Annotated in this window: 11 protein-coding genes; 5 read left to right on the forward strand and 6 right to left on the reverse strand. The window is 61.4% G+C overall.

Going from position 1 to position 13933, the window contains the following annotated elements; genetic code table 11:
• Positions 1 to 65: 65 nt before the first annotated feature.
• Entirely contained in the window at positions 66 to 1187 is a 1122-nt protein-coding gene (locus PLANPX_RS13980) for a BBP7 family outer membrane beta-barrel protein (protein WP_152099330.1), read from the forward strand.
• A 517-nt stretch (positions 1188 to 1704) separates the two neighbouring features.
• Positions 1705 to 1848 carry a hypothetical protein gene (locus PLANPX_RS27365; protein WP_172992061.1) on the forward strand — a complete coding sequence of 48 codons (144 nt, stop codon included), beginning with the start codon at positions 1705 to 1707 and terminating at the stop codon, positions 1846 to 1848.
• Between the two features lie 7 nt (positions 1849 to 1855).
• Here the strand turns inward: PLANPX_RS27365 and PLANPX_RS13985 are convergent, their stop codons facing one another.
• Positions 1856 to 2815, reverse strand: coding sequence for a bestrophin family protein (locus PLANPX_RS13985; RefSeq protein ID WP_152099331.1), 960 nt, complete (start codon positions 2813 to 2815; stop codon positions 1856 to 1858).
• A gap of 906 nt (positions 2816 to 3721) precedes the next feature.
• On the opposite strand from PLANPX_RS13985, the gene PLANPX_RS13990 reads away from it, so the two are divergent.
• The 3 genes from PLANPX_RS13990 to PLANPX_RS14000 all read left to right on the forward strand — a co-directional run bounded on the left by PLANPX_RS13990 (position 3722) and on the right by PLANPX_RS14000 (position 8679).
• Entirely contained in the window at positions 3722 to 5677 is a 1956-nt protein-coding gene (locus PLANPX_RS13990) for a hypothetical protein (RefSeq protein WP_152099332.1), read from the forward strand.
• 853 nt (positions 5678 to 6530) lie between these two features.
• On the forward strand, positions 6531 to 6833 hold the full coding sequence (locus PLANPX_RS13995; RefSeq protein ID WP_152099333.1) for a hypothetical protein: 303 nt from the start codon (positions 6531 to 6533) through the stop codon (positions 6831 to 6833).
• A 583-nt stretch (positions 6834 to 7416) separates the two neighbouring features.
• A complete protein-coding gene (locus tag PLANPX_RS14000) occupies positions 7417 to 8679 on the forward strand; it encodes a D-mannonate epimerase (protein WP_152099334.1) in 1263 nt (420 codons plus the stop codon).
• Positions 8680 to 8687: 8 nt separating this feature from the next.
• Here PLANPX_RS14000 and PLANPX_RS14005 read toward each other — a convergent pair whose 3' ends face one another.
• The 5 genes from PLANPX_RS14005 to PLANPX_RS14025 form a co-directional block, all read right to left on the reverse strand.
• Positions 8688 to 9554, reverse strand: coding sequence for a transglutaminase family protein (locus PLANPX_RS14005; RefSeq protein ID WP_152099335.1), 867 nt, complete (start codon positions 9552 to 9554; stop codon positions 8688 to 8690).
• A gap of 186 nt (positions 9555 to 9740) precedes the next feature.
• Positions 9741 to 10748, reverse strand: coding sequence for an alpha-E domain-containing protein (locus PLANPX_RS14010; protein WP_152099336.1), 1008 nt, complete (start codon positions 10746 to 10748; stop codon positions 9741 to 9743).
• 31 nt (positions 10749 to 10779) lie between these two features.
• Positions 10780 to 12216, reverse strand: coding sequence for a circularly permuted type 2 ATP-grasp protein (locus tag PLANPX_RS14015; RefSeq protein ID WP_172992364.1), 1437 nt, complete (start codon positions 12214 to 12216; stop codon positions 10780 to 10782).
• A 369-nt stretch (positions 12217 to 12585) separates the two neighbouring features.
• On the reverse strand, positions 12586 to 13281 hold the full coding sequence (locus tag PLANPX_RS14020) for a hypothetical protein (RefSeq protein ID WP_152099338.1): 696 nt from the start codon (positions 13279 to 13281) through the stop codon (positions 12586 to 12588).
• 222 nt (positions 13282 to 13503) lie between these two features.
• A complete protein-coding gene (locus PLANPX_RS14025; RefSeq protein ID WP_152099339.1) occupies positions 13504 to 13866 on the reverse strand; it encodes an STAS domain-containing protein in 363 nt (120 codons plus the stop codon).
• Positions 13867 to 13933: the final 67 nt, after the last annotated feature.

Here is a 13933-nt window from a genome sequence, read left to right on the forward strand (position 1 = left end):
AGGTACGGACTGCCTCGCACACGCGTGCTTCCAATGCACACGGCTAGCGATCAACGGAGTGGCGGATGTCGACGGTGTTGCGTGGCGCTGCGGCGCTCTTTCTCGGCGTGAGCATGATCGGCGCGGCTCAAGCTCGCCCCGCACTCGACGCGGCGCTCGACGCCCCCGCGTGGGATGAATCAGCCGCCGCCGTCGCACAAGACGTAACGCTGACGAACCCGCTCGTCGCCGACGCGATCCAACTCGCCAGCGCGGACGAACCGACGCTCGCCACATGCGACAGCGGTCTCGCCTGCGACGCCGCCGTCGACTGCACCGACGATGTGAATTGCGGCGACCTCTGCGGCTGCGGCCCCAAGTGGTACGCTTCCGTCGGCGCCGTGTTCCTCAAACGCGACCGCCCCGATGCGGGCACGGTCGTCGCCGCGAACCCCGCCGGCACGCTATTCTCCAGTGCCAGCGATTTCTCGTTCAACTACGACGCCGGCGTCGACGTCGGCCTCGCTCGCCGCTTCGCCAGCGGCACGATCGTCGAAGCCCGCTACTTCGGCGTCGACTCGACCGATACGAACCAATTCGTGACGCCCGGCGGCTTCATCGGCGCCGGCTTCACCGGCCCCGCGAATACGAGCTTCAACGGCAAGTATCTCACGATGCTCGACAGCACCGAGATCAACCTCCGCCGTCCGCTGAACGACCGCCTCTCAATCCTCGGCGGCTTCCGCTGGGTCGAGCTCAAGGACGAAATGTCCTATAAGATCAACGGCAACGTCGCCACCGGCACCTACGAATACAACAACCGCCTTTACGGCGCCCAAATCGGCGCCAACTACTCGCTCGCGCGCCCGACGAACCGTTGGATCGCCAGCGCTGAAACCAAGGTCGGCATGTACGGCAACGTCGCCGACGGCGGCATCTTCGAATACCAAGGCAACAACTTCATCGGCGGCTTCGCCGACGGCCACACCACCACCGCCTTCGTCGGCGAGATCGACCTCACGCTCGGCTACCGTCTGACGAAACACATCGTCGTCCGCGGCGGCTACCAAATGCTGTGGATGGACAACGTCGCCCTCGCCGGCAACGCCGCGAGCCGCAGCCTGCTCAACCCGAGCCTGCTACGCGACATCGACTTCAACAGCCTGTTCTACCAAGGCGCCACGAGCGGGATCGATTTCACTTGGTAGTGCGAGGAACGCACTCCAGCAGCACTCACTCAAAAGTTCGGCCTCAGTCTCTTCAGCGACCAGGCGCGCACTACCAAACGCCCAGCATATTCATCAAAGCGTCGTACTCTCGCCCCCGCGAGAGTACGACGCTTTTTTTTCTTTCGAGTCTCGTGTCCCGAATCAAGCGACATCGACGCTCGACAATCCGCCCATTTGGTGTGATTTACCCGAAAAACAGCGACTCTTTTTATGGCCTATACTTTCCAGTAACTATTCTCCAGTACGCCCGCAGCCTCCTGTTCCTGCGACGCGCGATGCTCTCGATTCGCCGAAAAATCGTTGGCGTTCCCTACAGCCAAACCTTTGTGGGCAAGAACGGTGCGGCCGTGGCCTGGACGAAGGCGGTCGTTGCCCAAACAGCCGACCTGCCGCTCGTCATTCGCCCTTGCCTGATGCGCGTCACGTTCCTGCTGCCTCCCAGTAAGTTCGCCACGAACCCGGTCGGCAACGACTTAGACAACTTGCTGAAGCGATTTTGCGACGCCCTCGTCAAAACGGTCTCCGCAAAGCCAAAGGGCAAGACGGTATCGTCATGTCGCTGGAGGCGACGAAGACCCGCGTCGAGTCCGACGCCGAAGCAGGCGCCGAACTCGAACTCATTTGCTGGCCCGCAACCTAGCGCACAGCTAGTACAGCACCCCATGATCGGGCTGGATGACTGGCGGCAACGGGCTTTCACCCAGCACCTGCTCCAGATTCCGCTCGATCGTCCGCGCCAACGAGGTCAGCGGCACGTCGTCCACGCGATTCTCGAACGGATCTTCCGTGCGCGAGCCAATTAGGTCCAACGATAAAAACACGAAGCTTACGGTCATCGAGAGCGGAATCATGATCCAACCAAACGCCGCGCTAATCGCAAACGGCAGCAGCGTCCCGTGAATCCGCACGAAGACGCGCGTGAAGTAACTGTACGGCCGGGGCAGGGGCGTCTTCTTGATTCGTTCGGAGCGACCCTGCACGTGGTTGAGCTCAACGAGCGTCTGGTCGAGCTGCACCAGTAGGTAGTCGCTCAACCAGTTCCGATCGCGCGCCGCCCGCAAGTCTTGCCCTTGAATCTGCAGAAGTGCGTCAGGCGGATTGTCAGACCGCCGCATCGCGCGAAAATCTTCGTCGCTGATGAATTTTCGGCACTGGTCGTAGTCGTGGCCCGCTTCGCCCGGCTCCTCTTCGGTGTCTTCCAGCGGGAATGACTCGATGGTGCGCAAGTACACGCGAAGTGCGTAGATGAAGGCGATCTGCCGCCGGATGAGCCGCCGCCGCATCGCCTGCAACTCCTCGCGCTCGCCCGGTTCAGCGCTGAGCAGCGTCATCACTTGCCGCGCCCAGGCCCGGCTGTAGTTGACTCCCAACCCCCAAATCGAGCGAGCTTCCCACCACCGGCTGTAGGCTTCGTTGTTCTTGAACCCGAGAAAGATCGCCAAGGCGGTGCCCATGATCAGCACCGGCTCCAACGGAATCTCGAGGTCCAGCGTTTTGAAGCGCGTCCGCGAAACATAGACGCCGCTCGACACCAGCGCAAAATAAAACAAGCTCGGCCAAGCGTAATAAAACGTCCAGGACCAGGGGATATCGCGACGTACGAACATCGGGGCCTCGCGCAGAGATCAGAACGGCGAAAACCTAACAGTAACGATGACGCCGAGGACAAACTAGTCTCGCCGACCCCGTGTCTGCCCCCGCCGTCGGGTGGCATGCTTGTCCCCTTGAGGCATGAGCACGCTGAACCAGCGTACGCCTCGGCCTGAGTCGCTTCAGCGACCAGGCGGCGCCTACGCATCGCGTCGCACCACCGGGCAGCCTGGGTTGACGCAGCCGCAAGAGCTAGGTTGTGTGCCATGCTCTCGCCCCTCAAGGCGTGAGCATGGCGAACCCAAGGTCAAAATCAACCAGCGACTTCACATGTCGACGCTCTGCGACGATACGCTATCGGTCAGGCAGGCCAGTTGACGCCAGCTATCCGCGCAGCGCGGCCACAAGAGACAAGCATTTCGAGATTAAGCGTCAACTTTTTCTTCCTTTGAGGCGTCGGCGCGTCGCCCACTCGCCTCAGTCGAGGCGCCAGCAATCTCTTAGATGCTGCAAGCGCGCTGCGAAACCTTGCGATCGTTTATTCCTCTGCTCCTTTCGCTAAGTAGACATTAGCGCGTCGAAATACACCACAGGCCAGCGTTGACGCTAGCCCAGCTGGGCTAGCGTCAACGCGATCGTCGGGCAATGCCCGACAATAGCGCCCCGACCGACAATCTCGCGAGCCACGTCGCAGCCCGTCGCAACCACTGCGACTTATACAGCGAGAGAAGGCCGGCGGCACAAGCACTGCGAGCAGCCGAGTAATAAATAAAATAGGATCGTTATTTTTTTATATTTAGCAATGCTGTTACTTGTTTTTTGTCGCCAAGAAATGTTACCGTATCCGCAAGTCAAGTTCGATGCCGTCATCCTCTTAAGAATGAGCGGCGACACCGATAACTCTCACACGACTGGAGACTGCAATGAGAAAGACTAGCGTGATCGCGTGGCTTGCTCTCGGCGCCGCCTTGCATGGCGGCGTCGCCCGCGCAGACCTCGAAGTGCACGGCGTCAACGTCGGCGTCGATCCCGACCGATTCGATCGTTTCGGCGGCGGAACTGACTTCATCGGCGACGGCATCGATTGGTCTGGCGTCGGCCGCGTCACGAGTTCCTCGTCCGTACCGGGACCAGGGTTCGCGACGATGATCTCGAAAAGCTTCTTCGTAACTGCCGCGCACACGGTCAATCAGAGCACGAAAGCGGCAGGGGCGACGATGCGCTTCTATCCAACCAATAGTTCGTCGACCAGCGTTGATCGCACAATCAGCGATGGGTGGCTGATTGGCGACGACCTCTGGTTAGGAAAGTTGAGTTCGCCCGTCCCCAACACGATCAAGCCGTTCCCGATTCTCAACATCGAGGATGTCGGCGATTACGTCGGGCAGGAAATTTACCTCATGGGCCAGTCGGCTTCCGCGGGCGTGGCCGATAACAGCTTGCGGCAGCGCATCGGTCGCAACACGATCGACGCTTCAGATCTGACCGTGGCGACAACCGGCGGAACCTATGACAACATGTATAAGTTCACGTTCAACGCTACCCGAGCAGATCTTACGGGCCCCGACGGAGTCGGCGATGGCTTGATCGACCAATGGGATTGGGATGCATTTGAATCCGGCTTCGACCCAGGCCAGCCCGGCAAAGACTACTTTGATGGCGATGTGACGGGCGACGGCTATGTAGACCTAGCCGACGGCAACGCCCTCTTCAACGCAGCTTCCGCTAACGCGAACGGAAAAACCAAAGGATTCGGTTGGGACGAAGCCCACGTCTCTGGCGGTGATTCAGGGGCTCCGAGCTTTCGAATTATCAACGGAAAAGCGGCGTTGGTCGGCACGCATACAGCATCGTCCGGCGCTACGAACGCGTTGGGCGGCGGCAAAGGATACGACAGGCTCACCGCCGCTAGCATCGCGGCGATTAAGAGCCAAGTCAGCTCCTCCTCGTCCGGTAATGAGTCGCCCGCGTCGATAATGGCAGCGCGCGGAACTGCCATCGCTCGCCGTGAAGGACTGACTCTACCTGAAGGGCTGCGCGGTCTTAACCTTTATCGCGGAGACCTGACCGGCGACTACGTTGACGACGACGATGACATCGATCTGCTGAACAAGGAAATCGCAGCTTACGCCGCCGATGCGACTCGCCCAGTTAACTGGGGATTCGATATCGACGGCGACGGAGACGTCGATGCCAGCGACCGCACCGCATTCCTTGAACAGGAAATGGGCACGAAATTCGGCGATCGTGACTTAGACGGGGAGGTTGAGTACACCGACGACGTCCTGCCAGCGTACAACAATGTCACCGTGACGAACGTCGGGTGGGCTGGCGGAGACTTTAACGGCAACGGCGTCGTGTCATTCGTGTCCGACGTCAACGCCGCAACTGCCAACATCGGCTACAAAGGGGTGCGGGCGCTTCCCGACTTGGACTTCGCCGGCAGCGACGACAGCATCACTGCAGACGACATTGATTCGCTGACTGCGGCGTGGCGCAGCGGCCTCAACAATGCTGCTTTCGACCTAACCTTCGACGGCATTGTCGATGAAGACGACTATGTATTCTACATCACCGAGGTTTTGGGCACGCTGCAAGGCGATTTGAACTTTGACGGCAAAGTGAGCTTCAATGGCGACCTTGAGCCCATTCTGACGCTCGGATACGCGACCGGAACCGGCTGGGCGGAAGGCGACGTCAATGGCGACGGCGATACCGATCAAGATGACGTTGACTTTATCCTCGGAGTCATCGGCTCTGGAATGCAATTCGCGCCGGCGCCAGACCTCCCCGTATTGCCTGTACCCGAACCTAACACGGCGTCGATGCTCGCAATCTGCTCCTTAGCGGCCATCCTCTTCCGCCGCGGCCCTGCGTAAGGCATTTTCACCAAGCCGATTTCGTGGACAGGGCGTCGCTGCACTCCAGCGACGCCCTGTTATGCATTGGCGTGATCCTCATCTCTGCAGATTGAGCGTTCGCTTCGAATCGTTGCCAAGTGTCATATAGCTTGCCAGAAAGCGATGGTTCGCGAGCTATCGCAGCAACGTCAATGAAACTTGCTTATCGACGTTCTCGAAAGGACTGGCCGCTCCAGAAACCTCCTCCCCCCTCCGCCGCGGGGTGGCCGAAAGTGGCGGCTAGGATTCGGCCGCTTCTTCCACTACGGTGGAGGTATGTCCACGAACTGCGCTAACGCCGCGAGATGCCGCGAAGCCGTTTGCCGAGTGCCACTCGCCGATTACTACTGGACTGCCGCCAGTGGGAGGAGCCAGTACGGCATAGTAGCCGACCGGCTCGTTAGCAGCTTGAAGGAAGAGCAACCAGCAGCACAGCGCCGAACTGAGCATCTGGCCACACTTCCCGCTGGCGGCACGCCAGTAGCACGCCGAATCCGCCACATAACTCCAACTTCGGCAATCAATCCCCACAGTACTCGCCAAAATTCGATGGTGATAGCTCAAGCCAAACGCAAAAAACGCTCGACATACCTCCGACTGGCTGCAGATCGCGTCACGCCACGTCGACGAAATCGACAGGCTGGTGGCTATACATTATTAACACCCTATTTGTGGGAGTTGCGAGTGAGTCGTCCGCGATGCACACTGCCTGCCGCTTCCATGAACTGCAGCAGGGTGAATTTTGCGAGACATGCTCTTCATTGCCGAGTTGTGCATCGCGGGTCTTGGACAGCAAGTGGTCGTTAGCTGTCACGACGCCGGGGATATCAGCGTGCCTGTCTTTCTCGTAGATCCGGAGTTCTACGATGAGTTCCTCGAGTCTGCCGAGTACATGCACGACACGCCAGCCGCAACAGCTTGCTGCGAATTGTCAGGACGGTGCAATCGGCACGAATGGGAGCTGAGTTACTACGCTCGGTGGCGCGTCGTTTATCAGCCAGGCCCGTTCGACATCGACGTGACGATCGAGCCGGCGCCAACGAAGGTCGTCATGCCGCTGCTCTCGCGCGACAGCATGCCCCCCTTCAAATCTTCCTTCCCCCTCCGCCGCGGGGTGGCCGAAAGTGGCGGCTAGGATTCGGCCGCTTCTTCCACTACGGTGGAGGTATGTCCACGAACTGCGCTAACGCCGCGAGATGCCGCGAAGCCGTTTGCCGAGTGCCACTCGCCGCCACAATGCAACTCCAATCCCGACAACTCGTTCCGAATTGTGTCGCCCAAAACGCGATGACGCGACAAAAAGCAGTCGACGACACAATGCGACGCCGGCCGCAAGTTCGACGACTGCCTCGCGTCGCCTGTCTCCCCACATGTCGCCTCAATTCCCCGCCTGCAACTTCAACCGTCGCAACGACTTTCGCTTAGTGTCGCCAAAAATGAAAAACGCGACACAAAGCGACAGCAATGCGACATGACGAACAAATCGACCGCCAGCTAGAGAGGCCCGCGAATGACGCGAATTAGCGCCAATAGATTAGGGGGAAGCGCGAGGAGAAATCCGGTTCCTCAATCATTCCCCATCCGCGCAAATTCGCGCGATCCGCGGTCAACTCTCCGCATTTTCAATCGCACACAGCTCACTTCACCACATTCCGCCCCCACCCCATTCCGCTAAACTAAAGAGTTTCACCGCCGCTCGTCATTCGCCGGATCGCCGCATGTCGCTCTACCTCGCCCTCGGATCGCCCACCACCGAAATCTCGCTCGACGAGTGCCGCGCGGCGCTGCGCGAAGTCTTCGACCGGCTCGGCGTGCGGCAGCGGGTGCTGCTCGTGCCTCCCGACTACTCGCGGTTTGCCAGCCGCGCCGGCGAGCTGTCGTGCATCGCTCACGACTACTACGGCGAGCGGCTCGTCGACGTCCTCCCCGCGCTCGGCACGCACGAGGAAATGTCGGAGAAGCATCGCATGAAGATGTTCCCCACAATTCCGGCCGAGCTCTTCCGCTACCACAACTGGCGGACCGACGTCGAGACGGTCGGCGACGTGCCGGCGGAGTTCGTCGCGCAGGCGACCGAGGGAATCTACAGCGAGCCGTGGCCGGCGCAGCTCAATCGCCTCATCTCGCGCGGCGGTCACGATCTCATTCTGTCGATCGGGCAGGTGGTGCCGCACGAGGTGATCGGCATGGCCAACTACAATAAAAACCTGTTCGTCGGCGCCGGCGGCGTGAAGGGAATCAACGAGAGCCATTACATTGGCGCCGTCTACGGCATGGAGCGGATGATGGGCCGCGGCGACACGCCGTTGCGGCGGATCCTCAACTACGCCGAGGAGCATTTTTGCCGCGACCTGCCCGTCGTTTACATCCAGACGGTCATCGGGCCGAACGCGGCCGGCAAGTCGGTGATGCGGGGGCTGTTCGTCGGCGACGATCCCGAATGTTTTTGGCGGGCGTGCGACTTGGCGTTCGCGGTGAACGTAACCGTCGTGCCCGAGCCGTTCCAAAAGTGCGTCGTCTACCTCGACCCTGAAAAGTTCCCCAGCACGTGGCTCGGCAACAAGGCGATCTATCGCACGCGGATGGCGATGGCCGACGGCGGCGAGCTGATCATCTTGGCGCCCGGCGTGCGGATGTTCGGCGAAGACCACGAGATCGATCGCCTCATTCGCAAGTACGGCTACATGACGACGCCCGAGGTGCTGGCGGCGGTCGAAGCGAACGCCGAGCTGCGCGACAACCTCTCGGCGGCGGCGCATCTCATCCACGGTTCGAGCGAGAAGCGGTTCCGCGTGACGTATTGCCCCGGCGGGCTATCGAAGGCGGAGGTCGAAGCAGCCTGCTACGAGTACGGTGACCTGGCGGAATACTCGCAGCGGTACGATGTGACGAAGCTCGCCGACGGCTGGAATAACACGGCCGACGGCGAGCGCGTGTTCTTCGTCCGCGACCCCGCGATGGGATTGTGGAAGTACCAGTAAGCGGTGGGCTACGCGAGGACTTCCGCCCGCCGCTCAACGCGGACTTCCGTTTCCAATTCAGCCGTCACGCCCGAGCCGCGGTAGGTGCCCACCACCGGCGCCGCCCCGGCAGCGGTCGCCGCAGCAGCCACGGCAACATGACTCTGGGCCACCGCCAACCCGCGCGAAGGATCGTACCCTCGCCACCCGGCCCCAGGGATATAGGCTTCCGCCCAAGCGTGCAGTTCGCCCCCGTCGCGATAGAGTTCCGATTCCTCGTACCCGCTGACGAACCGCGCCGCGATGCCGAGCGAGCGGCAGACGTCGACGAAGAGCGCCGCCAGATCGCGGCAAGCCCCGCGCTTCTCGCGCCACGTCCGCTCCGGAGACCAGACGCCCGGCTCTTGCCGGGTGACGCGCTCGAAGCGTTCGAAGATGGTGTTGTTGAGCGAGGTGAGCAGCGGCACCAACTCGCCCCGCGCCGCATCGCGGATCCGCGAGGCGAAGATCGCGATTTGGTAAGGCTCGCCGAGTCCGTGCGGGTTGCGATGCAGATACGGCCGCAGCGCGTCCGACTCTGCCGCGTAGAAGACCGGCAGCCGCGAGCGGCAATGATCGGGAAGGAAGTCGAATGGATTTTCTCGCAACGTTTCAACCGACGCGCGGCAAGTGATGGTCAACGAGCGATGAACGCCGTCGAACCAGAGATGGGTCACCGTGTTCCCCGCCGAGTCGAGGCCCGACGACATCCCCGCCGGTTGCGGATCAATGTCGAGCGAGAACTCTTGCAGAAGTTGTGCCCCGTCGCTTCGCGGCTGGAACCGCAGCACATGCGGCTCCAAGAAGACCGCTTCCGAAAATTCGTACCTGGTCGAGTGCCAGATTTCCAATTCCATGACCTGGGCTGCCTTGTAGTACGGGGTATGAATCGCCTCCGCCGCGCGGGGACGCTACTGCCGAAACTTGAGCCGCCTAGAGGTCTCCTTCCTCGTCCTGGTTGCAGCGAGTGTTCCCCGCCGCACGCCGACTCCTCGTGAGCCAGCGATCTCACTCAATGAGTGCTAATCGTGGAGGCCGCGTTGCTACGTCGCCAACTGGAACTGCGATTGCGTGACCGGCGATTGCCGTTGGATCGCCACGTCGATCGTCCGCATCGCGAAGAATGTATCGGAAATCCCCTCGCCAACCGAGTTGAGCCGCTTCTGCAAATCGTCGACGAACTCGTGGAGGCCGCGCTCGATAATTTGCTGCGACGACGTGTAGGCGAGTTCCGCCCGTAGTTGGCCGAGTTGCTGCTCCGGCTTGTTGACGAAGCCGCCGATCGCCGAACCGGAGATCGCATGTAGCGATTCGTTCGCCTTGGTCAGGCAGTAAAGCACCGCCCGCGGGAACTCGCGATCGAGCACCAGGAACTGCACGACTGAAGCCGGTTCGAGTCGCCCATGCCGCTGGCGGTACATTTCGAGCGCACTCGCGGAGCGGAGGAGCGCCGACCACTGGATGTCGTCAAACGGCGTCCCGACGTCGGCGGGGCTCGGCAAGAGGATGAAGTATTTCACGTCGAGGATCCGCGACGTTTTGTCGGCCCGCTCGATGAGCCGCGCGAGCCGGCAGAAGTGCCACCCCTCGCCGTGGGTCATTGTCGCGTCGGTGATCCCCATGAACTGCTGGCCGGAGAAGCGGATCTGATCGAAGAAATCGTACGATTCCTCGAACGCCGCCGATTCGGCGCCACTCTCCCGCAGCATCAGGTAGAAGCGGTTGATGTGCTCCCACATTTCCGACGAGATGCTTTCGCGGACGGCGCGGGCGTTCTCGCGGGCCGAGCGGACGCACGACATGATCGAGTTGGGGTTCTCACGATCGAACGTCAGGAACCGAATGACGTTTTGCTTGGTCGCCGTTTTGTATTGCTTGGCAAATGCTTCGTGGTCGCCGGTGGTGATCACCAGCGGCAGCCACTGCTGTTCGCCGGCGCCCGGCATGTCGAGGTTCAGATTCAGATTGACCGCGATGAAGCGCGCGACATTCTCGGCCCGCTCCATGTAGCGGCTCATCCAATAGATCGATTCGGCGACGCGGCTGAGCATGGGGTTCGAAGCGGTTTGTTTTCGAGGCGGACTAAGAGACGGCGGTCACGGAGGCAGGAACGGGAGCAGGCGCCGGGCGATCGCTCATCACCCATGTATCCTTGCTGCCGCCGCCTTGCGACGAATTGACGACGAGCGAACCCTTGCGGAGTGCCACGCGAGTGAGCCCGCCCGGCAGGACGTAAATCTCTTTGCCGTAGATGACGAACGGCCGCAGGTCGACGTGGCGCCCCTCCATGCCGTTCTCGGTGAGCACCGGCACGCGGGAGAGGTTGAGCGTCGGCTGAGCGATGTAGTTGCGCGGCTTCGCTTTGATCAATTCGGCGAAGGTGGCTTGCTCTTCTTTCGTCGAGCGCGGGCCGATGAGCATGCCGTAACCGCCCGACTCGTTGGCCGGCTTCACCACCATCTTGTCGAGGTTGGCGAGCACGTGATTGCGCTGCGTTTCGTCCCAGCAGACGAATGTTTCGACGTTCGGCAGGATCGGCTCTTCATCGAGGTAGTAGCGGATGATCTCCGGAACGTAGGCGTAAACCACCTTATCGTCGGCGATGCCGGCGCCAGGGGCGTTCGCCAAGGCGACGTGCCCTTCGCGGTAGGCTTGCATCAGACCTGGAACGCCGAGCATCGAATCCGCGCGGAACGCTTGCGGATCGAGGAAGTCGTCGTCGATGCGACGATAAATAACGTCGACCCGCTCGAAGCCGCGGGTCGTCCGCATGTAGACGTAGCTGTCATGGACGACGAGGTCGCGTCCTTCGACAAGCGGGATGCCCATCTGCTGGGCAAGGTACGAGTGTTCGAAGTACGCCGAGTTGAACGACCCGGGCGTCAGCAGCACCACGTGCGGCTGACGGACGCGGTGCTGCATCTGCGCCTGGAGCGCATCGAGCAGGCGACTGCAGTAGTCGTCGACCGGCAGCACATGGGCCTGCTCGAAAATCTGCGGAAACGTCTGCTTGATCAGCTGCCGATTTTGCAGAACGTACGAGACGCCCGAAGGACAGCGGAGGTTGTCCTCAAGAACGAAAAACTGCCCTTCGCGATCGCGGACCAAGTCGACACCGGTGATGTGGCACCAGATGCCCATCGGCGGGTCGAGGCCCATGCACTGTTGCCGCAGCGTGGCGCAGCTGCGAACCACGAACTCGGGGATCACGCCGTCGCGGACGATCGACTGCTTGTGGTAGATATCGTCGATGAACTTGTTGAGCGCGATGATCCGCTGCTTCAGCCCGCGCTCGAGGAACTTCCATTCCGCTTCGGGAATGATCCGCGGGCAGATGTCGAACGGAATGATCCGCTCCGAGCCCTCTTGATCGCCATAGACGCTGAAGGTGATGCCGAGCCGGCGCATCGAGCGTTCGGCCGCCATTTGGCGACGTTCGAGTTCGTCGGTGCGAAGCTGCCAGAAGCGGTCGTACAGCGCCCGGTAATGAGCGCGGGGCTTCCGCTCGGCGTCGAACATCTCGTCGTAGAAGTCGCCGACGTCGTAGGCATCGAAACCGACCGCCGAGGCTTCGGCGCCGCCGGATTGGCTGGCGTGGCGTGAGCGGGCGGCGAGAGTTCCGTCTGGAGTCATGGCAAGCGTCTGTCTTCTGTACAGCAGCGGCAAGGCGTGGGCGGCGGGCAGTCGGCACAGGCCAACCAGCAGCGTGGGAGCAACTTATGCGCCGCGGCGCGAAGTGTGGATTCTTCGCGTTCGCAGAACCGGCTGCTGCTGAGAGGCCCATCATCCGCGCAGACGGTGCGCGTTCGGCGCGCAACGTCCGCCGGCGACCGTGAGGATACCATTATTGGCCGAATAGAGTCTGCGCTATTTCTGAGAGGCAAGAAATCAGCGAGTCGGCGCGGGCGACCAGGGCTGTTGCGACACCTCCGCAGTAAACGGCGTGGCGCCGCCGGCGGCCGAGAAAGAGGCGGGATTGAGCGTTGCTTGCGAGACGAAGACTGAACGGTCAGCATCGCCGGTTGCATGAGCAGTTGTCCCGAGGAGGGCCGGCATGGCGCGGGCAAACCCGTTCGTCGAACGGTGCGATGGAGCGTAGTTCGCTGCGGACTGCTCGGCAGGCTGGTGGAGCGATTGCAAATGGGCAGCAGATGGCGCCGCGGGTTTGGCCGACGTGCTTGTTAGTGAGTGCGAACTCGTCGGCGCCCATTGCGAGCGGGTCGAAACGGCGAGCGGGAGGCGGCCGAGCACCTCCCCCTTGGCCGCAGGAGTGCTGTGGAATGCGTGCGGACGGGGCGAAGCAGCGGTCACGCGGGCCGCTTGGGTCGTGGAAGTCCACGCCGTTTCGTCACGGGCGGGTGTTTCTAGCGATGTGCCGACAAATAGCCGCGACTTCACGGTTGCAGCAGGGATGGTGCGCATCAGCGTCGCCGGCTGCGTGAGATCGTGCTGCACCAGCAAAGGCTCCGCACCAAGGGCAGATTGGCCGGCAAACGCGAGGATTAGAACGGCCGAGTGCCCCGGAAACCGCCGCGGTTGGAAGGCTAGGGCGGCGCGAAAACCGCCGAAGAAGGTTGCGCTCATGTTCACCGTGACCCAGGTGGTGATGCCGCCTACGGCATGCCAATGGTCCCGTGCAGCAACTGCTGCGCCGGTCTACGAGCCCAGCTGCAAATGTCGTTTAGATCGGGACTTAGCGGCGGTTGGCCAACGCCCGTACGTCAGAAGATGACGATCTCGTAGGCAGCTGTAGCCCAGGAATGTCGCAATCGTCCGCTCGCTGTGCGTTTAGCCCAACACAACGAGTTAGCCGAAGAAGCCCCGCTTTGAGAACGACTTACGGGCCGTCGCCTCGTCGGACTGGATGTCAAAGACCTTGTTCAGCTTGGTGATCTTAAAGACTTCCAAGATCTCCGGCGCCACGCTGCAGAGCTTCAGCTTCGCCTTGAACTCGTCGCACTTCTTCTTCATGGCGACCAGCTTGCCGAGCATCGCCGAGGCCATGAACTTCACTGCCTTGAAATCGACGACAACCTGCGTTTCTTCGCTCTTGCCGATGACGGTGTAGATGTCATCGAACAGTCGCTTTAACTGCTCGGGATCGATCAGACGCTCGTCGTGAATACGAATCGTCAAGATGTCGTCTTTGGCGTAGGAGTCGATGGGCATAATCGGCGGCTCGGGCGAAAATGGCGGCGAGTGGCGTGCGGAGAAGCGTTCCAGGCGACGCCGCGGG

The sequence above is a fragment of the Lacipirellula parvula genome (assembly GCF_009177095.1).
Taxonomy (GTDB): domain Bacteria; phylum Planctomycetota; class Planctomycetia; order Pirellulales; family Lacipirellulaceae; genus Lacipirellula; species Lacipirellula parvula.

Excerpts from the sequence above, each read along its gene's own strand:
- PLANPX_RS14010 (WP_152099336.1), bottom strand. The coding sequence starts at position 10,748 with ATGCTCAGCCGCGTCGCCGAATCGATCTATTGGATGAGCCGCTACATG.
- PLANPX_RS13990 (WP_152099332.1), top strand. The coding sequence starts at position 3,722 with ATGAGAAAGACTAGCGTGATCGCGTGGCTTGCTCTCGGCGCCGCCTTG.
- PLANPX_RS14005 (WP_152099335.1), bottom strand. The coding sequence starts at position 9,554 with ATGGAATTGGAAATCTGGCACTCGACCAGGTACGAATTTTCGGAAGCG.
- PLANPX_RS14000 (WP_152099334.1), top strand. The coding sequence starts at position 7,417 with ATGTCGCTCTACCTCGCCCTCGGATCGCCCACCACCGAAATCTCGCTC.
- PLANPX_RS14025 (WP_152099339.1), bottom strand. The coding sequence starts at position 13,866 with ATGCCCATCGACTCCTACGCCAAAGACGACATCTTGACGATTCGTATT.
- PLANPX_RS14020 (WP_152099338.1), bottom strand. The coding sequence starts at position 13,281 with ATGAGCGCAACCTTCTTCGGCGGTTTTCGCGCCGCCCTAGCCTTCCAA.
- PLANPX_RS13980 (WP_152099330.1), top strand. The coding sequence starts at position 66 with ATGTCGACGGTGTTGCGTGGCGCTGCGGCGCTCTTTCTCGGCGTGAGC.
- PLANPX_RS14015 (WP_172992364.1), bottom strand. The coding sequence starts at position 12,216 with ATGTTCGACGCCGAGCGGAAGCCCCGCGCTCATTACCGGGCGCTGTAC.
- PLANPX_RS13985 (WP_152099331.1), bottom strand. The coding sequence starts at position 2,815 with ATGTTCGTACGTCGCGATATCCCCTGGTCCTGGACGTTTTATTACGCT.